The sequence below is a fragment of the Paenibacillus sp. IHBB 3054 genome, assembly GCF_051594305.1.
Taxonomy (GTDB): domain Bacteria; phylum Bacillota; class Bacilli; order Paenibacillales; family Paenibacillaceae; genus Paenibacillus_AQ.
This window is the reverse complement of record NZ_JBOFBG010000039.1, coordinates 1-21,407: the sequence shown is the minus strand read 5'-3', so window position 1 is coordinate 21,407 and position 21,407 is coordinate 1. Positions and strand designations below refer to the sequence as shown.

Genomic DNA, 21,407 nt, shown 5'->3' with positions numbered 1-21,407 from the left:
GGGAAGCAAGAAGACCTCTCTATATTAATTACTGAAGAACAATTATAGAAATGGAGTTGAGAGGCTTGATAAATTCGTCCCCTATCGTGCAGACGCATAATCTTTCCAAATCTTATGACGGTATACACCGGGTACATCAAATTAGTCTGATTGTTGAGAAAGGTGAGATTTATGGGTTTCTAGGTCCTAACGGAGCGGGGAAAACCACTACTTTAAAAATGCTGCTGGGTCTTATTAAACCTACGGAAGGAACGATCAAGATTTTTGGCAATGACTTGGAGAACAGCCGGGCATCTATCCTTAACCAAACGGGTTCACTGATTGAATCCCCGTCCTACTATGGACATCTCACCGGGTTAGAAAACATGCGGGTGATGCAGCGTCTGAGGAACGTGCCCAACAAAAATATAGATGAAGCTCTGAAGATCGTGCGTCTTGAAAATCAAAAACACAAACAAGCCAGCCAATATTCGCTGGGTATGAAGCAGCGTCTTGGGATTGCCATGGCTCTGCTTGCCTTTCCGAGTCTGCTGATCCTCGATGAACCTACAAATGGACTGGATCCTGCGGGGATCGGTGAAATCCGGGAACTGATTAAATCCCTGCCCGGGCAATATGGAATAACCCTTCTACTCTCAAGCCACCTGCTGTCGGAGATCGAGCAGATTGCGAGTTCCGTTGGAATTATCAGTGAAGGCAAGCTTTTGTTCCAGGGCACGATGGAAGATCTTCGAAAGAATAACCAGGCAACGATACACATCCAGACAAATGATAACGCCAAAGCCGAAAAAATACTGCTTGCGCATGAATATATGCCTAGATTTCAGGAAAAGCATCTCATGTTCGAATACTTGGATGACGGTGAGGTGTCCCGGATCAATCGAATTCTGGTCGAAAGCAACCTTTCTGTTTCAAGAATTCAGGAACATCAAAAAAGTCTGGAGGATATATTTCTTGATCTTACCGGAAAGGAGCGGAGTCTGTGATAAAGGCCTTAGCTTTGGAGTATTTTAAAATCCGCCGTAAAAAAGTTTGGGTGATGCTGACCTTGTTTCTGGTTGCGGAATTGGTGTGGGCTTCGCTATCTATGAGCATCTCGATCTCCCGCAGTCCGAACAACGCCTCATGGGAAGCGCTGATTTTCACCCTTTCTTCTATGAATGGACTTTTTCTGCCCATTATATCAGCAATTATTGTTTCCAGGATTTGTGATATGGAACATAAGGGAAGCACCTGGAAAATGCTTATGACAACCTCTATAGGCCGCAATCATGTCTATGCAGCCAAGTACATGTGTGCCAGCAGCTTGGCTTTGTACGGCATCGTTATCCAGGCGGGATTCATCATCGGCTTCGGATCCCTCAACAACTTCGCGGGACCGCTGCCGGTGTCTCTGCTTTTGCAATTCATTGCCGGAACGCTGCTCACCAATTTGGCAATCACCTCCATACAGCAATGGTTGTCACTGGCCGTAAAGAATCAAGCCTTTGCCTTGAGTCTGGGTATGTTGGGCGGTTTTCTCGGTACAACCCTAACCCTGTTTCCTCCTTCCATTCGCCATTTCTTTATTTGGTCCTACTATATGGATTTGAGCCCGGTCATGTATGTTTATAACGCCTCTTCCGGAACGTATTTGAGCGGAACGATGCACCTTGGCTTGCTGCTTGCAGCTTTATTCATAGCGCTTGTCTTTTATTTATGCGGCAATTTTCACATTTCAAGGCAAGACATCTAAGGAGGTAACAAGATGCTCAGAAGCGTTTCAACTGAATGGTTCAAGCTCCGTCATTCCCGCATCAGCCTTGTGCTGGCCATCCTGCCCGTCATAAGTCTGGTGATCGGATGTTTTAACTTTTATTTTAATCAAGCAGCCTTGCAAAATGGATGGTACAGCTTGTGGACACAGGTCAGTTTATTTTACGGAGAATTTTTCCTGCCGATACTCATTGCGATCTGTTGTGCATTCGTATGCAGGCTAGAACATAACAACCGGAACTGGAATCTGATTCTAGCCTCCCCTGTATCTGTTTCTAGCGTATTTATGGCCAAGCTTATTATCGTAAGCTTACTTATCTTCATAGTGCAGACGTTATTCATGGTGATGTACTGGTCAGCTGGTCAGCTGTTTTCCATTTCCGGAGCCTTTCCAACTGAAACAATCGTCTGGGGCTTTCGCGGATGGCTTTCCTCGGTGGCTATTGCCGCCTTGCAATTAGGTTTTTCCATACGCATACGCAGCTTCGCTGCCCCGATCGGAATCAGTCTCTGTGCAGTCTTCCTTGGTCTGGTCATGTATGTAGCGAAAATCGGTATGTTGTTCCCCTACTCCCTGTTGACCATCGGTATGAGTGTGCTGAGCCAGCGGGATTTGACACCTGCAGAGAACCTTTCCTTTTTCTTCATGAATGTTACGTTTATTGCGTTGTTTGCGGCGTGGTCAATTCATCGGCTGAAGCATAAAGATATGGCTTTATCCTGATGCAACAGAAAAGGGGGGGATCCTGAGTAATGAAAAGAAAGTATATATTGCTTGCCTTAGTGATTGTTGTGTTAGCCTGCTTCTGTTTCTTCCTGATCGATCCTCAAAAACTGACACCGGATCATCCTGCCGGAAAAAAAGTCTATTACAGCATTGTAGACCATGCCGCTGTGGGCCAAAGAGAGGATGGCAGATACAATTATGAACTTACCGGATACACAGCTCAGGGGAATACCAAGAAATTAAGCTTCACTGCCAGTAAACAGCTTCAGAAGAATGCGAGTTTGAAGCTGTTTGCAACCTTTCTGCGCGGTGTAACACATTGGGAAGAAATATCGCCAGAAGAGCTTCCAGAGCAAGTAAAGCAGCTTATTGTAAAATAATAATCAGGCATAGTGTGAAGGAATTGACTAGGCGTAAGATAAATCCATGCTTATGAAAATATAAAAACAGGCTTATAAAATCGCCCGATAGCAATTCTATAAGCCTGTAATTAGATATACCGGCGAGAGGACTCGAACCTCCCCGGTTTCCCACTCGATCGCGAAATGTCCGTAGGCGCTTTATTTATTACCTTTTACTAGGGCGTGTCTTCAAACCGCTTCACCCGCCAAAACCTGCTGCTGTATGCCCTAAGGAATCATGGGTACAGTAGCATTTTCTGATCACACGCGGAGAAAGGCATTTCGCCACTAGGTAGTTTTTTCGGTGGAGGCTTACGTTTCGGTGTTTCAGAGACTTCGCTCTTCTTCCGAAGGCGTGTGTGCGTCCGGAAAGTGTATTCCTGGCTCTAAGCATGAACGGACCGAGTTGCACTTATTTGGAACTTTTAGCCTGTTACAGTAGGAAAACGGACTCCAGCGCAGTTATTTCTCCCTGATGGCCGCTTTTAGATAGAATGCAGAGCAGATAAGGTCGTCTGGGTCCGCAAAAGAGAATAAACAGGGGTTTTACTCTCCATAGCGCCTCCTGAGTCCGAGTACACGAACCCGCGCAGGCTTTTAGGTACCCTACTTTCAATACTAAATCCCTGCTTCCCCAGAGCTCTTCCAGTTTGAAGACAAGCTCTAAAACATCATCAAAATGTACATCCACAGATGTTGTCCTAAATCCTATTTTCCCTTGGTCAGCTCTTTGATATATTCCTGCTCATGACGGCCATCGGTCCAATATTTGATAACTAACTTCTTCCACACCGAGTCGAACGATGTTCCATTGGCAGCCACATTCTTCGCCTTTCCACTGCTGCAGGCGGTCATGCCAACTGTCAGGGTAATCCCCAAGCAAAAGGTAAACGTTCTCATCCCCCCTTATTTTGAGTTATTTATAGATTGATTATAATCCTGCCCAAAAAGAAAGGAGTGGGGTATGCCCATTCTCCTCACTGTGGGACGATGTAAAAGCCTGAACCGGTAGATTTCGCGTATCAGGCATAAAGTAAAAATAGCATAAGAAAGCTAAAAAAAAAGCAAGAAAATCGAGTTTCTATTCACGACTCTTCTCCTGCAAATATAATCCCTCAAAATATCGCAAAACATGATGCCGAAAAACAGTTCCGCTTTTATTTTATAATGAATGCGTAGTGCTACAGAAAAAACGTGCAAGCGGTTACAATCGGTGATCCGTATCTTTAAGGGGGGTGTAAAGTGAACATACCGTTTTAAAATCTGGCACCGTGATCGCATGAAAGCTATCCTTCGTTCTTATTAAAAATTAATTAGAGAAGGAGATTACTATGAAGAAAAAAAGTTTAATTATGTTATCCTTTGCGATAATACTTTCATTATTGCTGTCAGGCATCTCTAATGCAGATGTAACTTCTAATTATGTAAACCCGCTTATGGGCGGTGCTGATCCTACAATTGCCAAGGCTGCGGACGGTTATTACTATTCAGCTTTTTCTGGCGATAATAATATCACATTAAAAAGACATGAAACCATTCTCGGCGTATCCACTGCAAAAAGCAAAATCGTTTGGAAGAAACCGAGTAATTTCGGGTTTGTGTGGGGTCCATATATATATAGACTGGAAGGAAAATGGTATATTTATTTCTCTTCAGGTCCAGAGAAAAGCTTTGGATACGGACATCCAAGTTCCTACGTCCTGGAGAACTCCTCTCCCGATCCTTTTGAAGGAACCTGGGAGCTCAAGGGAGAATCCGCTAATGCAGACAGCGATGGTCAGATTACCACAAAGAAGGGACTTCTGAATACGCAAGGCTATGGGTTGGCATGCGGCGTTGTATCCATTAAAGGGGAAAGCTACTTCACCTATACAAAATACTACTATTTCCCTGACCCTAATGATCCTGCAAAAACCAAATTTGACGAGAGTCCAACGATTGTCAAAATGAAGAACCCGTGGACATTGGAAGGCGAAGAAGCTACAGTGGCAATGCCGCAATATGACTGGGAAAAGCATCACGACAGTATAAATGAGGGTGCTGCAGTAGTTGAACGAAACGGCAAGATCTATTTCGCCTATTCCGCAAGCAGCTTTATGAATGATAACTATTCTGTCGGGGTATCCGTAGCTGATGCAACATCTGATGTTATGAAAGCCGAATCCTGGAAGAAACATCCTGAACCTGTCATGAAACGATCGGATGAAAACAGTTCTTATGGACCGGGATCGCCTTTGTTCCTTAAGTCTGAGGACGGTACAGAGGATTGGATCATGTACCATGGCATACCGACCCATGGACAAGGCGGCGGAAACAGAGGAATAAGAGCTCAACGTATAAATTGGAATGATAATGATTTCATAAATCCCGGAATTCCTTCAAATCCCGGCACCATTCTGGGCAGACCCTCAGGAGAGGAAAAAAGCGAAATTTATGAAGCTGAGGATGCAAGGTTGTCAGGAGTTTCAAAAGTAGTTGGAAAAAGTGCTTATGCTTCGAGCAGCGTATATGAAAAATTCAATAACAGCAGCGACAATGACTATGTAGAGTTTACTGTAAACACGAACGCTACAGGAACCTACTCACTGGATTTCAGATACAATAATAATACGGCGGATACTGTTAACATGAAATTGGGCGTCAACCAAGAGGCTTCCCGAACAATTTCATTTACATCCAATGCAGGCTTTGATGCCAACTTCGATCTTAAATCAGCTTATAACATTAAGCTTAACGCCGGAAGCAACAAGATCCGTCTTTTCGGCAAGAGCACGTTGGCTCTGGATGCCATGATTATAAAAAGAAGCACATTGTACGAAGCAGAAAGTGCCGAATTGTCCGGAAATGCAAAGGTAGATAAAAACCATCCGGGATATAGCGGAACCGGTTTTGCCGGCGGACTATGGATTTCAAATTCTGCGGTCACCTTTAAGGTAAATGCCGCTAATGCAGGCAACTATTCGGTTAAGCTGGGCTACAGCTTAGGGTTTAATGATGACAGAACCATGAGTATGTATGTAAATGGCCAAAAAATCAAACAGGTAGATTTCTTTAGTTTAAAAAACTGGGACAACTGGGCTGATCGTTATGACAATGTTTTCCTCAATGAAGGGGAAAATACCATCATGTATAAATATGACCAGGGCGACACCGGTAATGTAAATCTTGATTATATAACCGTTACCGAAGCAACTACCTGGCATTATGGAGCAGAAAATGCAAAAACTACGGGATCAACAGATGCTAAAGTAGTTTACGCAAAAGATGGCAATATGGGGATCGGTTATGTAACCGGGCTATCAAAAGCTAACTCATCGGTGGAGTTTTCTATTAATGTTGAGAATGCAGCGTCCTATGATGTAAAGCTGAGATATGCAAAAGAAACTGCAGGTAAAACCTTAGGTCTGTATTTGAACGGCAAATATGTTAAAAATATAACCTTCCCGGCTACTGGAGGACTTACTGTCTGGAGAGAAAAGCTTGAGACTTTAAGCCTGAAAGAGGGAAAAAACACCATCACTTATAAATCTGAAACGGATAATTCAGGCATTATAAATATGGACAGTATCCATCTTAACAAACGTACTCCCTGGAGATATCAGGCAGAGGAAGCAACCAGAGAAGGGAGCTTAAAGATTGCTAAGGATCATTTATGGTATGAAGGCAACGGATTTGTAGCCGGCTTTGAGCAAGAAGGAGATTCAATCAAATATGAAGTAAACGTACCAAATACAGCTTCATATACTTCAACATTGAGATATTCTGGCGCGCAGAAGTCAAATATAACAATGACCATGTATGTTAACGAAGAGAGAATAAAACAAGTTTCATTACCTCCGACAGTGAACTGGGATACCTGGACGGATGCAACAGAGTCAGTAAACCTAAAAGCCGGAAAAAATGTAATTAAATTCATACGTAAAGCAGGTGATACCGGAAAATTTAATATCGACAGTCTCACAATTGATAAATTCAGCGGCGGATATATGAGTTCGAGTGCTAAGAAAATAATTCCTGAAAAGATGGTTAAAATCCAACCCAAGCACAGCGGAAAGGCATTGGATGTTGACAAAGTTTCAAGTGATCCGAAAGCTGTGATTAACCAATGGGCAAATGGTGATGGCAATAATCAATTGTGGAGATTCTTGGATCTCGGCACAGGATATTACCAAATACAGTCTGTTCAAAGCGGTCATGTAATCGACATTCTTTCGGGTTCAGCCATACAGCAAATCTGTCAAAATATAAAAGCTTCCGGAGACTCAATACCTGATACTCAACAGTGGAAATTGGAAAAAGACGGTGACTACTATAAAATAATGAACAAAAGTAATAGAAAAATAATCACTGTAGAAGGAGCATCCAATAATGACGGTGCAACTGTAAGGTTAGCTGATGACCAGGCTAAAGATAATCAACGCATGAGAATTGAAATTCGTAACCTCAGCTACAGTGAATTCAGCGCAGTGACCGAGGTTAGCAAGGTTACGGCAGACGATGCGGAAATCAATCCTGAAAGTGTAAACTACGATCTCCATGCACCCGGTGATGCAAGCACCATTATCACATGGAATAAAGCAAGTTCTGTAACGGAAGTAGTATACAACGGAAATCCGGTAATACCGGATGGCTACGTCGTCACAGGAAACACCTTGACCATCAAGAGCGGATATCTGGCTGCACTTGGACTTGCAAACAGTAATAAGGCGGAATTTACAATCTCCTTTGATACAGGGAATCCGGTCAAGTTCACCGTCAACATTGTTGACAGCTCTCCACCGGTCAGTCACAGCATCACAGTCGAAACCGAGGGTCGCGGCACAGCAAGCGCCAATGTAGCTTCTGCGGCAAAGGATACAGAAGTTACGCTAACAGCCATACCTGAAGCGGGCTATATCTTCAAGGAATGGAAGGTTATCCGTCCAATAGGGTTAAACATTGCCGGAAACACCTTTACCATGCCCGATGAGGCGGTGACTGTTAAGGCCATCTTTGAGGAAAGCCCTGGGGCTAATTAAAGAAAACACCTTGCAGGGGTTAAGCAACCAGTCACCGGAAGTCCACCGGTGACTGGTTATTTTTTCGCTTAAATCCGAACGTGAAAACACCTCCAAGGTTATCTCCTATCTTACGATAGGTTCCATCCTCTTGAAGGTGTTTTTGTTTTGTCTCACTTCGCAGCACTTCGGATCAAGTGCGTAAGGGCTGTAATTTCCTGCGGATCACGTGTCGCCCCCAAGATGATCCAGCCGGTACACTGTCCACGGGGTCCGATATAGACAATTTCGCCGTCTATCGTTTTTTGCTTTATAGAATTGGGTCTGGTCTTACAGGGCTCCAGAGCATACATGCAGTCCACGATCGCCCGTTTGGCTACCAGTGAACGGGGATAACATTGCAGGGAACGAATCACATAGGTTGCGGCATCTTTTCCTGCATTCACCAGCATCTCAGCCGTCAGCTCCTGGCCATCGCCTGTGGCAGCGCAGTAATCGCGGACCTGCGGCAGATCGGACAGCCCCTCCACTGGCTCAGGAACGTATTGATAACAGCGGATCGGGTCCAGCCTGGTTTCGGAATCGTAAACGGCAAACGGATCTTCCTCTGGAGGGGCAGAGTCCCGGAGAAGCAGTTTTTTTGACGAAACCGGCAGAACATAACTTCCGCCGCCCGACATAAAAGTCCCCGCCAGCTGGATATGGTAACCATCGTCTACAGGTTGGGGTGTATCCGTTAAATTCCGCACCGTATCCTCCCGGAACAGCGCAGCTGCCCCGTAATTCGTTACTATCCGGATTGTTTTTTCATAAACAGGCAACGTTCCATACCCTCTCACTGGAACGTTGCCCTCCAAGCAAATCTGCCGTTCATCCCAGACTAGTCGTATCGATTCCAGTAACGCCGGGGAATAAGACCCCGTCCCATGGACGGTTCTTACCTCATCGGGTGTGCCGAAGATTTCAGGACCGATGGCAGCCACTGCCGCATAGAAGCCCGAATCCCAGCCTGAATGCTCATTGTCAGACAGGTCCACGTGTTCCGGATGCAGCAGATATCGCTCATCACGCTTCCAGCTGATCTTCTCAGAGTCCAGCCAGACTTCCCCCATGTCCATACCCCGCTCCAGAATCACGGTAAAGACAAGCCTGCCATTGGATGCGGTCAACAGATGCAGCTGTGAGCCCAAGCGATCTGTAAAAAGCGTCAGAGTGACAAAACCGCCACCTGGCAGCGCATACGGAATATCCGGCCGCATTTGCATCAGCGTCAATAAGGTAGTTCGCTTATTATTCATTCAGGCCGTCTCCCAACCCGGTGTGATTGGCTACGCCGATATGGCTCATCAGAAAAACGGGCTCAAGCTGCTCAAAGCTAGTGATGTTAAGATGGGAGCGGGCAAGCAGTTGCTCAGCTCCAATGCCGACAACGCGCATGCCGGCTCGGATCGCCCCCTCCACACCGGCTGCCGCATCTTCAAATACAAAACATGCGCCCGGCGCCACACCGAGCAGCCTCGCTGCTTGCAGGAACACCTCCGGGTCTGGCTTCGCCCTGACAATGCTGTTCCCGTCCACCACCACGTCAAACAGCGGCCCGATGTTCACTTTGTTCATAATTAAAGGAGCGTTTTTGCTGGCCGATGCAATCCCTGTTTTGATTCCGCATGAGCGCAAAAGGCCAAGAAAGTTGCGGACACCGGGCAATACATCAGCGGGCGTAAGCGTTGCAAGGAACTCCTTGTACCACTCATTTTTCCGGGAAGCCCACGCCTCCCTCCGTTCCGGCGTCACATCCGTGATCCTTCCGGCCCGAAGCAGAAGATCAAGCGACTCCATGCGGCTGACGCCCTTCAGCTGCTCATTCTCTCTTTCGCTGAAAGCGAACCCTAACTCCCCGGCAAGACGCTTCCAGGCTTTGTAGTGAAATTTTGCGGTATCAACAATGACGCCGTCCAAATCAAAGATGGCTGCCTCAAATGGTTTTGCTCGCAATAGCTTTCTCCCTCCCGTCCAGCTTGTGCACTTCATAAGCACCTGGATTAACCGTTACCCGGTAGCGCTCCCCTCGCCAAACGATCTGGAAGCTCAGCTCCTCCCAGCCCTCAGGCAGCCGGGGTTGCAGGTGAAGGGTCTCGCTCCACATCGCACTCGTCAAACCGGCAAATCCGTAAACGATGAGCTGCCACAGGCCCCCGCAATTGGCGATGTGAATCCCTTCAGCAGCACCCTTTTTCTCCAAGGAGAGATCGATAGCCATCACCCGCCGCAGAAAATCTCCCGCTTCTTCCTTTTGATTCAGCCAGGATGCCACAATGCCGTGAACCGCCGCTGACAAGGAGGAATCATGGGTCGTGATCGGCTCATAATACGCATAGGACGCTTTCATCTGCTCCTGGGAGAATTCCTGTGGAAACAGCAGCATTAATTCCAGAACATCCGCCTGCTTTAACGCCTTGGAGCGATAATTGCGCTCTTGGGAAATGAAATGGCCAAATGGCCTGGACCGGTCTGTCCAGAGACTTTCAAATTCCACATCTGCATAGTGGGCGAAATCGTCGGATTGCGGCACAATTTCCATCCTGCTGTCGTAAGGCAGCCTCAGCTTCTCCGCCGTGTGCCGGAAGAGCTCCCGTTCATCCGGAGAAATGCCCAGTCGCTCTACCGCAGACGCATAGCTATCCGGCTTATTTCTTTGCAGGCTGTCCAGACAAGCAACGGTCTGCTCCAGACTGAATTTGACCATGCGATTGGTAAAGGCATTGTTACGGGTGAATGGCAAATATTCATCCGGCCCCATAACGCCGAGCAGCTCGCCATACCCCTCCCGGTTCCAATCCACCCGATCCGACCAATAGCGGGCCGTCTCAACCAGAATATCAATTCCGTAGCGCTCCAGAAATTCATCATCTCCTGTAGCATTCACGTAGTGGTACAGGGCATAAACTACATCCGCCGTTATATGAATTTCATGATCAGCGTACTGCCAGTTGGCACATTGCTCTTCGCCGCTTAACGAGGACTCCCAGGCATATCGCGCTCCCCGGTATCCATAATTCCGCGCGTTGCGCCTGGCCCCCTCGAGCGTATTGTAGCGGAAAAGAAGCAGATTGCCGGCGGCCTGCGGGTTGGTGTGCAGGAAGAAGGGCAGCAGGTTGATCTCCGTATCCCAGAAATACCTGCCGAAATAGGCCTCCCCGGCATAACCCTTGGCACAGATTGCCACCCGTGCATCCTGTTCCGCATTGGAGCGGATCAGATGATAGAGAGAAGCGCGGACGCTTACTTGTGCCATATCATCACCCTTGATGCGGATATCAGCATCCTGCCATTTGCTCTTCCACTTGGCAGCATGCCGGTTATAAAGCTGTTCCCAGCCCAAATCGCGGGCGTGGCCAAGATGAGTAAGCGCCCTGTCGCGGGCCGTTCCCTCCTCCATGTCCCGATCCGTCGTCACCGAAGTCAGCTTGCTGACAGTCAACCGGTCCCCGGTCTGCAGCCTGCAATCACCACGTAGCGCAGCCAGCGTCTGGGTGTTTTCAGTATGCCAGGTCATCGCTTCAGAGACTTCCAGCGCAGACAGCATGAAGATTTGATTGCCCTCCTCCGTTAAGGTATCGAGTGACAGGCTCCCCTTTGATTCCGCCCAGGGAACAATCCGGGCAAAATGATTCATTCCATTGGTGCGCACATCCGCCCGGAGGGTGGCCTTCACCTCCAGCCTTCCTTCACCTGACAACACCTCAATCTGTACCCGCTGGATACAAAGATGGGTATCCACTATGCTGATATACCGGTTAAATGTATAGTGAAGCTGCATGCCCTCTGCCGTTTCCCATACAAATGAACGATGAAGGCTTCCATTACGCAAATCCAGCCAGCGCCTGTAGCCGCTGATCCGGCACCGATCCATATCCAGACTCTCACCGTCAGACAGAAATTCAAGCCCCAAATAATAAGGGAGATTGACAATTTCCTCCTTCAGCAGCGGATGCCGGCCGACAATACCCGGGATATAGGTTCCCTGCTTAGATTTGGGATGCCGCGGCTTCTCAAGCGTTACGTTATCGGGAAAGCGCAGGTAGTCCTCATCCTGGGGCGCATCACTGCACCCCTCCTCAAAGCTTCCGCGGACATGCATATAGCCATTTCCTTGGGTAAAGAGTCCTTCATAATGCTTGTGCAGTTCGGCGTGATACCCGTTTTCTTTCAGGCACCACAGGGTTTCCTCGTTCATCTGCAACCCCTCAATTTCTCTGGTGTTTTCTCTTTTGTCATCATCCGGTTCATCATCCCTTGACCGCTCCCGCGGCAAGTCCGGATACAACTTGCTTCTGCAACACGATATAAACCAGGATACTTGGTATGATAACGATTATCGTAGCAGCAAACATGACTCCGTAATCACTGGCAAATTGGCTTTTAAAATAGTAGAGCGCAAGCGGCAGTGTACGGCTTTGATTGCCCGTCGTCAGAATTATAGCGAATTGAAATTCATTCCAGCAGAGCAGAAACTGCATCACACCCGCCGTGCCGAAGCCCGGCTTCGATATGGGCAAAATAATTTTGAAGAACGTCTTGATAAAGCTGGCACCGTCCAGATAAGCCGATTCCTCCATTTCCTTGGGAATAGTCAGGAAATAGCTTGATAGAATATAGAGCGAGACCGGCAAACCAAAGCCGGCATAAACGATAATAAGTCCAATCAGCTTGTCGTAAAGCCCCAACGTGTTAACCGTCAAATATAGCGGCTGCAGCATGGCAGCACCCGGAATCAGCAGAGAAAGGGAGAACGCTCCCATCAGCAGCTTCTTGCAGCGGAATTGAAAGCGTGCCAGGACATAGGCTGCCATTCCGAGAAGAAGCAAATTCAATAATGTCCCGAAGATACCAACGATCACACTGTTGATGTAAAACCGGGAAATCGGCGCAATTTTGAAGGCCATGGAGTAATTGGAAAAGCGGAAGCTGCTTGGCCAGCCGAGCGAATTGGTCAAAATCTCGGCATTTGTCTTGAATGAAGCCATCAGCACCCACAGGAACGGACCAAGCGACAACAGTACAAGCAGGAGCACAAACCCATACTTGAGCACAACCAAACCTTTTTTCAACATTCTCACCCCAGTCGCTCCATTCAGTTATGGGAGCTGCCTATTCTGAACAGATTTCGGCAAAGCAGGACAAAAATCAAGCCAAAGCCGATTAGGAAGACGCCCACCGAATTGGAATAACCAAAGTTATTGTCCATGAGTGCGGTCTTGTAAATATAAATGGGCAGATTCATTGTTTCATTGCCGGGTCCGCCACCTGTCGTCATCATAATAATATCCATCTTCTGCAGCATACTTGTTCCGGCTAGAATCACGCAGGTGCCAATAATATTACGCAGCATAGGAAGGATGATATACAGATTGATTTTCAACTCACTGGCCCCGTCGATACGCGCCGATTCAAACAGGCTTTCCGGAATTGCTGCAATCTCGGCCAGAATCAGAATGGTAACGACAGCCGCATAGGGCAACCAGGTCATTGTGACAGAGAAGAAGGCGGTTGCGTAATCCATGAACCAGTTCTGAGCGTAATCCGCATTACCAAACAAGCGGACAATGCTGTTCACTGCACCGAAATCAGGATTGAGCATGCATAAGAACAGCATACCAACGGCTGCGCCTGAGATGATGTTGGGAAACATGTAAACCGTTCGCGCAAACTTCCAATAGAATTCTTTCATACTTAGAATAATCGCGAATACCGTACCGATGGCGACGTGGATCGTGGACTGGAGCAAAACCCAGACAACCGTATTTAGAAAGCTCTGACGAAAATCAGAATCGTCAGTAAACAGTTGGATATAGTTGACGAGACCGATAAAAACCGGTTTTCGTCCGGCCGACCATTCTGTAAAGGATGTACCGAACAGAATGACAAGCGATACGGCATAGACAATAATAAACAGTGCAACAGTCGGCAACAAGAAAAGTGTGATGTACCCTCTATTTTTCCTAACCATCCATATGGTCCTCCCCAATCGGACAATTCGTACTCTCAATCGTCAGCTTGCTGTTTATTTACTTTTGGCTGCAAGATCCGTCAGATCCTTGGTAATCTCCTCTGCCGTCGATCGGCCGAATACCAGCTTCGGATAGAGGTTCTTCCAGGCGTCGGTTATGTTGGGATAGACGATGGAGTCAAACGATCCATAATGAACCTGTGTCTTTTGGGCTACAGCTATGGCTTCAACAAAAATCGGATATTTCTGCTTAAGCGTATCCGAAGGCTGAATTTCATTGGATACCGGCATCACATTGCCATATTCAAGCGCGATGGTCTGTCCCTCCAACCCCGTCTTGAAACGGATGAATTTCTCGGCGGCGGCGCGTGTTTCCGGTGTTTTGGCTCCGATCATATAGCCAACCTCATATGTCGAGATCAAGCTGTTGTTCGGAAATGCTGCGACACCCACCTTTTTATCGAACCCTTCACTGGATTTGGTCGGATCGCTAAAGTCACCGATCATCCAAGGCCCATTGGCAATCATAGCCGCCTTGTTCTGGCAGAAGGTGTTCGCTGCATTGGCGTATCCGGCACCAAGCGCATCCTTGGTTGTATACTTCTCCAGTATCGTCTTCATCAAGTTGAGTGCTTGAATCATTTCTGGCGTATTAAAGTTGGAGGGGTGCAGTGTGTTCATGAACGAATTGCCATTATCCCCGTTTGTGCCGACGATGGCAGCGAGAATCAGGTTGGTCGTCCAGGCATTCTCCCCGGTCATCAACGCGAGCGGAACAAAGCCTGCTGCCTTGAGCTTTTCGTTGTTGCTCATAAATTCATCCCAAGTCTGCGCCGGCTTGATCCCTGCCTGCTCAAACATTTCCTTGTTGTAGAAATAACCGATGTTCTGCTTCTGATCACTGATCGACCAGACCTTTCCATCCCGGGTATTGGCAGCAAGCGCCGCTTCGCCGATCGCTGCCTTCCATTCCGGGTCCTTATCCAAATAGTCATTGAAAGGGGTTGCAAGATTACCCTTGATCAAAATGTCATTAATTCCGTTCTTGCCCATGACGACATCCGGAACATCCCCGGAGGCTGCCAGAATCTTCAGTTTGTCCTCATACGCGGAATCACTTGGGATTTCTTCAACCACAACTTCCACTTCATCACCATACTTGGCATTAAACTGCTTGATCTGTTCCTCCTCCAGCTTGGCTGATGCATGAGTGCCCACCCGGAAGGTAAGATAAGAAATTTTCACCGGCGCCTTGGCAGTAGGAGCGGTGCTTGACTGACCCGAGGCGGATGATGCAGCAGTTGCGGGCGCCCCGCTGTTCTCTGATGAATTCTGTGATCCGCATGCCGAAATGGACATGGCCAGAATTAGAGTGCTTGCTAAGGTACAGCTCGCTTTGTACAATGGCTTTCTCAAATCAAATCCCCCTTTAATAATGATGGCTTGATGCAGGGTAGTAACTCTGCGGCCAATTGCGGTTTGTTACAGCTCTCATTGTAGAACAAAGAAAAATGCGAATGAATTGGTTTTTCGGTATTATCTTTTATAATATCTTGAGCAAATATGGAAAGGCAGCAGGACAACTGAAAGGGCTTTCAGATTTCTTTAACTCTTTGTTGTTTTCTTTACCACATGGCCGGAAATGGCTGTATTTCGTTCTGTTCGGCTATTCGCCACAAAAAAAAGATTATATAATAGCTTTACTATAGTATCATCAATCCAAGGAGCAGATAGCATGTCCAATGAACAGATCATGCGACGACTCAGCCTTCGCCCAATTTTTGGAGTTATCTCCCGCATTCCGGTAAGGAATAAAATTGTGATTATAATCTTTCTTCTTATTCTTTTGCCGATGACGTTCGCCGGCTGCTATTTCTATTGGAACATCTCCGGGATTCTGACGAGGAATGCCAATGATAATCTGTCTCTTCTGATCCGCCAGACCAACGACAATATCGAGAAATCTTTTCAGATTATTGATAATACCTCTCTGCATTTCCTCGCCAATAAAACGGTACGAACCTGGTCAATCGAGGATGTGTCTCCGGGAGACGACTACTACAAAATATTTATCAATAAAAGTGAAATGGAAGAAGACCTGAGATACAGCCTTATGTTCAACAACGCTTGGAATATCAGCCTGCTGTCAACGGCTTATGTTTTTTTTGATGCGGACAATTATATATCCGTTCTAAAGTCACAACCCAACATTGAACAAATTAACAAGAACAATCTCGCTGTCTATCATTCGGTTAATGGCATCGTTCGGGGCAAGGAAATTATCACTCCAAACCTCGAGGACCGAACCATCTATTTCACACGAATTGTATCCAATATCAACCTTCCCCAGCAGCGCCTTGTGCTGATTTTTGGCACGAATGAGGCGGATTTAGCAGAAAAATATTCCGGGCTGCTCGCCTTCCCGGGTGCTATGGCTTACATTATTGATAACCAGGGGGCCATCTATTCCAGTGCCGATAAGCAAGAGTTGGGTTCTATCGTTTCTCCCGCTGTCTATGCGCTGAAAGACAATGCCGAAGTAAGTGAAGTCAAGATCAACCAGGAAAGCTACCTGGCCGTTTCCCGCAGCATCGGCACAACCGGGCTTACCTTCATTGCAGGCATCCCTAAGAAGCAAGTACTCTCCAAATTGTCCGAGAGCATGCGTAATTACATTTGGATTATCGCTCTGATTGCTTTCATATCCCTCGCAGCAGGCGTCCTGTTATCTCTTCGCTTTACCCGAGTCATCCGTGATCTGCTGCGGAGTATCCGTAAGGTAAAGAAAGGTGATTACAACACAAGGATGCCGGCCTACAAAGATGTGGAGCTCAATCAGTTGAGTACCACCTTCAACAGAATGACGGAAGAAATCAATTATCTCATCAAGGAAGTTTATGAGAAGCACCTGCTGATCAAAGAGTCGGAGATCAAATTTTTGCAAGCCCAGATGAATCCCCATTTCCTGTTCAATACGTTGATTACCATTGGCTACAAAGCAAAATTGTCTAAAGATGAGACCGTTTACAAAATGGTGACATCCCTTACGGAGCTGCTGCAGGCAGGTATTTATTCCAATAGTCTGGCCAAGGTCCCGATTCGTCAGGAACTGGATTATATCAAATTTTATCTTTATCTGCAGAAAGAAAGGTTTGAGGATAAAATTGAGTATACGATCCATATTGAGGACGAGGCCATACTGGATCTGTTGCTTCCCAAGCTCAGTGTCGAACCCTTGGTGGAAAATGCCGTTGTTCACGGTGTGGAAAAAAAGCTGGGCAAAGGAATCATCCACATCCACATTTACCGCAGAAACGATTCGATCTATTTTGAGATTACGGACAATGGCAATGGATTTGAGCATGTCCCCCGGAATTGGAGTAATTTCGAAAGCATGACCATGCGCAAACAAGGCCACAACAATATTGGCCTGATCAACACGCATAAACGGGTCAAGCTGGTCTACGGCGAGCCTTATGGAGTTGATGTCGAGAGCGAATTTGGGTCGGGAGCCAAAGTTACCCTTCACATACCAGTAGATCAGGGGGAACTATCGCATGTATAACGTAATGATCGTTGATGATGAGCCTGTTATCAAAAAAGGGCTGAAGTGTTTTATTGATTGGGGGGCTCTCCAATGTGAGGTAATTTGTGAAGCCTCCAATGGGATGGAAGCCGTGGAGATGCTCAGCCATTATGATATCGATATTATTGTAACCGATATCCGCATGCCGGGGATGGACGGTCTTGCTTTATCGGACCATGTACACCGGAACTTTCCGCAGATCAAGGTCATCCTCCTTACAGCCTTCGCTGACTTCTCCTATGCCCAAACTGCCATTCAGTATGAAGTAGTAGATTTTGTGGTCAAGTCCAATCCCACAGAGAAGATTCCCGGGGCGATTGAAAAAGCAACGCGGCTGCTAGAAAAGGAGAAAGAGCAGAAGCAGAAATTGAGACAGCTGGAGAGCAAGATCAACGACAATCTTTCCGAAATCAGTGAGAAATTTCTGAAGGAGGCCGTTGAAGGCTTGATCAGCGATGAAGCGAGTTTATTCAGCCGCTCAAGAGAGCTTGGTTTGCAATTGGAGAACTATTTCGGGGTCCATCTGGAGGTTAAGGATACGCTCAGCTCCCCCCCAACGAATGAATATCACCGGTTCTTGGCCTCCATTCGCCAATTCCTTGTGCTAGCCTTCGAGAAACGGCCCTCTTATATAATGCCAATGAAAAAAAACTCCTTGCTGGCTATTGTCTCTATGGGCGGCGGCAACTCAGCAGTCTCCACACAAGCCTTGCTCACGATTTGCAATGAAGTTCTCGCCATGGCAGAGAACTTTAGACGATTCCATCTCAATATCGGCATCAGTTTGATACACCGGGATGTGCTGACGCTGTCAAAAGCTTACCGTGAGGCAAGAGAAGCGCTGCAAGGCAGCTTTTATAGCGATAATTATGTGGCTGTTTATATGCCTCATACTAACCAGTCACTCACTCCCGGAGCTCCTCCCCATCATGCCGCAGAGCAAATTGTTGAATATCTGCAACAAGGACAAAGCGATCTGGCAATTAATCAACTGGATCAGTTACTTGAGAGCTACAGGAGTATCAAAGAGCCGATTGAGAATGTAAAGGTGGCTTGTCTGCTTATCGGTTCATACTGTTTCCGTTTGCTGAGCGCCAGCCACCCCTTCGCACCGGAGTTGTATGAAAGCCAATCCATGGTTTATAAGCAAATCCAGGAGAGCAAGAGCATTCAGCTGTTGGCAGACACCTTAAAGCGCTTGATTCGAAGCTGCTCGAGGGCAGTGGCATTTAATGACAAGCAGCCCAATTACATTGTTATAGAATGCCAGAAATTTATAAGAGAGAATTACAACCAGAACCTGAATCTGCAGATTATTGCGGACCATATCCATATCAACAGCAGCTACCTCAGCCGCCTTTACAAGAAAGTAACCGGTGAGTCCATCATCGACGCGATTAACAAGTACCGGATTGAAATGGCCAAGAAATTACTCAGGAATCCGGCGAGTAAAGTATTTGAAGTCGCGGAAGCAGTCGGTATTGAGACACCTGCTTATTTCACCCATGTGTTCTCCAAGTACACAGGGATGAGTCCCAAGGAATACAAGCTGAATTATTCACAGACAGAAATGGGATAAAAGCCGACGCTGCTCATTATCATCTTCCTGCTTTCCAGTCAATCACCGGTGCACCCGCAGGACTGCGGATGCGCCGGTGATTATTCCGGTTGCCCTGCCAAGCCAAGTGGAAATTGCTTCGCCGTCCTCAAAAGAACGGTATCCGTTTCAGCGAGAAATAGAAGGATAATTTATAGCGTGAAGCATATAATTTCTTATATTTGCACAAAAAGCCAAGCACCTCATCGGCGGCTTGGCTCTTTAACTTGAATTTCAACATTTGTGCTCATGGCGCGCAATTCATACGGTCTTACCGGTTTATTTTGCGGCCACATTGGCGCGCTGCAGACAAATATCCGTTTGCTTCCCTGTATTGAAAGCATCTCTTTGTTATCCCAACCCCGTTTGCGCATCTCTTTGTTGGTTAACAATCTCGTGGAATTTGTGAAAGGTAGCTTAATCGAAAGCTAATCACGATTGAGAAGGATCGATCAAAGGATAAAGCAAGCCAGCGGACGCTTTCTACGAACTGCTGCTGCGCCTTAAACAATAATAGGATAAGATGACACTTCTGCAAGGCTTCTTACTGTAAGGACTACCTGGACTATCTCAATGTGAATGCAATGGGGTCTGCATGAAGGATGTCCAGGAATGGCTCGGTCATAGTGATTATTTAACAATTGCAAACATCGTCAAAAGTTCCTTTGCAAAAACATGGAGTCAGACCATTTAAATATAAAAAAAGGTTATGAAATTGTATAAATACAATTTCATAACCTTTTTAGCTAATACCGGCGAGAGGACTCGAACCTCCACGGTTTCCCACTCGATTTTGAGTCGAGCGCGTCTGCCATTCCGCCACGCCGGCGTATATTTAATTATTAGAGTAAAAATGGCGCGCCCTGAGAGATTCGAACTCCCGGCCTTTTGATTCGTAGTCAAACGCTCTATCCAGCTGAGCTAAGGGCGCATATTATGGAGCGGACGACGGGAATCGAACCCGCGACCCTCGCCTTGGCAAGGCGATGCTCTACCGCTGAGCCACGTCCGCACACAGTATGTATGATATTGCTGAGATTCTAACCCGGTGCCATAAATGGCGGAACCGACGGGATTCGAACCCGCGATCTCCTGCGTGACAGGCAGGCATGTTAGGCCAACTACACCACGGTTCCAAATAATTGCGGGGGCAGGATTTGAACCTGCGGCCTTCGGGTTATGAGCCCGACGAGCTACCGGGCTGCTCCACCCCGCGTCAGTAAAAAGTGTTTATTTCTTTGATCTTTCCAGAAGCAAAACATTCCGCTATTTAGGGAATCCTCTGGTGGAGGCTGAGGGGTTCGAACCCCCGACCCTCTGCTTGTAAGGCAGATGCTCTCCCAGCTGAGCTAAGCCTCCAATGAAAGAAGCAACTTAATGATCTTAACACATTCTTCTGATAAAAGCAATCTTTATCAGCGGAATTCAATAAAAAGTTGATGACCCGTATGGGATTCGAACCCATGTTACCTCCGTGAAAGGGAGGTGTCTTAACCCCTTGACCAACGGGCCACAATAAAGTTGTCTTTTGTGACAACAAAAAGTATTATATCAATTATAAGCCTATATAGCAATAGTTTATAAGGATTTTATAATTTATTTCTTTCAGTAAGATCTTAAGCTAGCTAATCTGCAATAATTAGAGCTGAAGTTATGCAGGTAACAGGGTGATACCCAGTTGTAACGCTATAGCCTCTACTACTTCTTCAACTGTCAACTGGTCATTATTCAGGTGGCATTGAAATATCTCCTGTGCAAGGCCCTTGAGACATCGCTCAATCTGTTGGGCGGGCCAAGAGTTATTGGAGTCACCCCGGCTATTCAATCTTCTAAGCAGCGTCTCCTGGGAAGCACATAAGGTGAAATGATGAACCTCCACACCTTCTTGCCTTAATCTTCCAACAATCTCCATAAAGTAGCCGGAATCCGTAACGGTCATAGGCACAATAATAGTTCCACTGTACTGAGATTCTATGTATTTTAGCATAGAATAGTTTATTTCGCGCCAAAGAGGATGATCCTGAAAATCACCTTGGGAAATCTCGTGCGGAATGCTCTCTCGGATGTAATATCCTGCATTCTCCGGATCGAACACAAAAGATTGTGGTATTCTGCGGTTTAGTGCATAAGCCGTTTCCGTCTTTCCCGATCCAAACGCCCCATTAATCCATATGATCATTAATAGTCTCCCCTTGAGTTCTTTCCATTCCTAGTATTAGCGAAGCGTAGCATAAACAAAAGACCACTGCTGATTAAATCAACAGTGGTCTCTGTGCTTGGCGGCGTCCTACTCTCCCAGGACCCTTCGGTCCAAGTACCATCGGCGCTGGAGGG

General features: G+C 46.7%; 15 protein-coding genes and 7 tRNA genes. 7 read left to right on the top strand and 15 right to left on the bottom strand.

Annotation, left to right across the window (positions count from 1 at the left end):
• Positions 1-50: 50 nt before the first annotated feature.
• Genes ACQ76X_RS28730 through ACQ76X_RS28715 form a run of 4 tightly spaced genes read left to right on the top strand, consistent with a single transcriptional unit; the run spans position 51 to position 2,862 of the window.
• Entirely contained in the window at positions 51-986 is a 936-nt protein-coding gene (locus ACQ76X_RS28730; RefSeq protein ID WP_438497233.1) for an ATP-binding cassette domain-containing protein, read from the top strand.
• Positions 983-1,735, top strand: coding sequence for an ABC transporter permease (locus ACQ76X_RS28725; protein ID WP_438497231.1), 753 nt, complete (start codon positions 983-985; stop codon positions 1,733-1,735). Before ACQ76X_RS28730 ends, ACQ76X_RS28725 begins: the two co-directional genes overlap by 4 nt.
• 12 nt (positions 1,736-1,747) lie before the next feature.
• Positions 1,748-2,479, top strand: coding sequence for an ABC transporter permease (locus ACQ76X_RS28720; protein ID WP_438497230.1), 732 nt, complete (start codon positions 1,748-1,750; stop codon positions 2,477-2,479).
• A 29-nt stretch (positions 2,480-2,508) separates the two neighbouring features.
• Entirely contained in the window at positions 2,509-2,862 is a 354-nt protein-coding gene (locus ACQ76X_RS28715; protein WP_438497228.1) for a YxeA family protein, read from the top strand.
• Between the two features lie 729 nt (positions 2,863-3,591).
• Here the strand turns inward: ACQ76X_RS28715 and ACQ76X_RS28710 are convergent.
• Positions 3,592-3,783: a hypothetical protein gene (locus ACQ76X_RS28710; RefSeq protein ID WP_438497227.1), complete on the bottom strand. Its 192-nt coding sequence runs from the start codon at positions 3,781-3,783 to the stop codon at positions 3,592-3,594.
• A gap of 431 nt (positions 3,784-4,214) precedes the next feature.
• Between ACQ76X_RS28710 and ACQ76X_RS28705 the strand changes: the two genes are divergently transcribed.
• The gene (locus ACQ76X_RS28705; RefSeq protein ID WP_438497225.1) at positions 4,215-7,901 is read left to right on the top strand and encodes a CBM35 domain-containing protein; all 3,687 of its coding nucleotides are present in this window, start codon (positions 4,215-4,217) and stop codon (positions 7,899-7,901) included.
• Between the two features lie 152 nt (positions 7,902-8,053).
• On the opposite strand, the gene ACQ76X_RS28700 is transcribed toward ACQ76X_RS28705, so the two are convergent.
• The 6 genes from ACQ76X_RS28700 to ACQ76X_RS28675 are packed head-to-tail and all read right to left on the bottom strand — an operon-like array spanning position 8,054 to position 15,306.
• Positions 8,054-9,178 (bottom strand): DUF4432 family protein, encoded by a 1,125-nt coding sequence (locus ACQ76X_RS28700; protein WP_438497224.1) that lies wholly within the window; start codon positions 9,176-9,178, stop codon positions 8,054-8,056.
• Positions 9,171-9,875, bottom strand: a complete 705-nt coding sequence (pgmB, locus tag ACQ76X_RS28695; protein ID WP_438497223.1) for a beta-phosphoglucomutase — start codon at positions 9,873-9,875, stop codon at positions 9,171-9,173. The genes ACQ76X_RS28700 and pgmB overlap by 8 nt, the downstream gene beginning before the upstream one ends.
• Positions 9,856-12,117 (bottom strand): glycoside hydrolase family 65 protein, encoded by a 2,262-nt coding sequence (locus ACQ76X_RS28690; RefSeq protein WP_438497222.1) that lies wholly within the window; start codon positions 12,115-12,117, stop codon positions 9,856-9,858. Before ACQ76X_RS28690 ends, pgmB begins: the two co-directional genes overlap by 20 nt.
• Before the next feature lie 52 nt (positions 12,118-12,169).
• Positions 12,170-12,994 carry a carbohydrate ABC transporter permease gene (locus ACQ76X_RS28685; protein ID WP_340899745.1) on the bottom strand — a complete coding sequence of 275 codons (825 nt, stop codon included), beginning with the start codon at positions 12,992-12,994 and terminating at the stop codon, positions 12,170-12,172.
• Between the two features lie 20 nt (positions 12,995-13,014).
• Positions 13,015-13,890 carry a carbohydrate ABC transporter permease gene (locus ACQ76X_RS28680; protein ID WP_438497221.1) on the bottom strand — a complete coding sequence of 292 codons (876 nt, stop codon included), beginning with the start codon at positions 13,888-13,890 and terminating at the stop codon, positions 13,015-13,017.
• 54 nt (positions 13,891-13,944) lie between these two features.
• Positions 13,945-15,306 (bottom strand): ABC transporter substrate-binding protein, encoded by a 1,362-nt coding sequence (locus tag ACQ76X_RS28675; RefSeq protein WP_438497220.1) that lies wholly within the window; start codon positions 15,304-15,306, stop codon positions 13,945-13,947.
• A 319-nt stretch (positions 15,307-15,625) separates the two neighbouring features.
• Here ACQ76X_RS28675 and ACQ76X_RS28670 point away from each other — a divergent pair, with 319 nt between their 5' ends.
• Both ACQ76X_RS28670 and ACQ76X_RS28665 read left to right on the top strand, forming a co-directional pair.
• Positions 15,626-17,455: a sensor histidine kinase gene (locus ACQ76X_RS28670; protein ID WP_438497219.1), complete on the top strand. Its 1,830-nt coding sequence runs from the start codon at positions 15,626-15,628 to the stop codon at positions 17,453-17,455.
• The gene (locus ACQ76X_RS28665) at positions 17,448-19,055 is read left to right on the top strand and encodes a response regulator (RefSeq protein WP_438497217.1); all 1,608 of its coding nucleotides are present in this window, start codon (positions 17,448-17,450) and stop codon (positions 19,053-19,055) included. The genes ACQ76X_RS28670 and ACQ76X_RS28665 overlap by 8 nt, the downstream gene beginning before the upstream one ends.
• 768 nt (positions 19,056-19,823) lie before the next feature.
• Here the strand turns inward: ACQ76X_RS28665 and ACQ76X_RS28660 are convergent.
• From ACQ76X_RS28660 to ACQ76X_RS28625, 8 genes are all read right to left on the bottom strand, one after another.
• Positions 19,824-19,902, bottom strand: a tRNA-Leu gene (locus ACQ76X_RS28660).
• A gap of 25 nt (positions 19,903-19,927) precedes the next feature.
• Positions 19,928-20,004, bottom strand: a tRNA-Arg gene (locus tag ACQ76X_RS28655).
• Positions 20,005-20,010: 6 nt separating this feature from the next.
• A tRNA-Gly gene (locus tag ACQ76X_RS28650) sits at positions 20,011-20,085 on the bottom strand.
• A gap of 46 nt (positions 20,086-20,131) precedes the next feature.
• Positions 20,132-20,209: transfer RNA gene (locus ACQ76X_RS28645), tRNA-Asp, on the bottom strand.
• Between the two features lie 6 nt (positions 20,210-20,215).
• Positions 20,216-20,289: transfer RNA gene (locus tag ACQ76X_RS28640), tRNA-Met, on the bottom strand.
• Between the two features lie 67 nt (positions 20,290-20,356).
• Positions 20,357-20,432: transfer RNA gene (locus ACQ76X_RS28635), tRNA-Val, on the bottom strand.
• Between the two features lie 81 nt (positions 20,433-20,513).
• Positions 20,514-20,585 (bottom strand) — tRNA-Glu (locus ACQ76X_RS28630).
• A 139-nt stretch (positions 20,586-20,724) separates the two neighbouring features.
• Positions 20,725-21,252, bottom strand: coding sequence for an AAA family ATPase (locus tag ACQ76X_RS28625; RefSeq protein WP_438497215.1), 528 nt, complete (start codon positions 21,250-21,252; stop codon positions 20,725-20,727).
• Between the last annotated feature and the right edge of the window lie 155 nt (positions 21,253-21,407).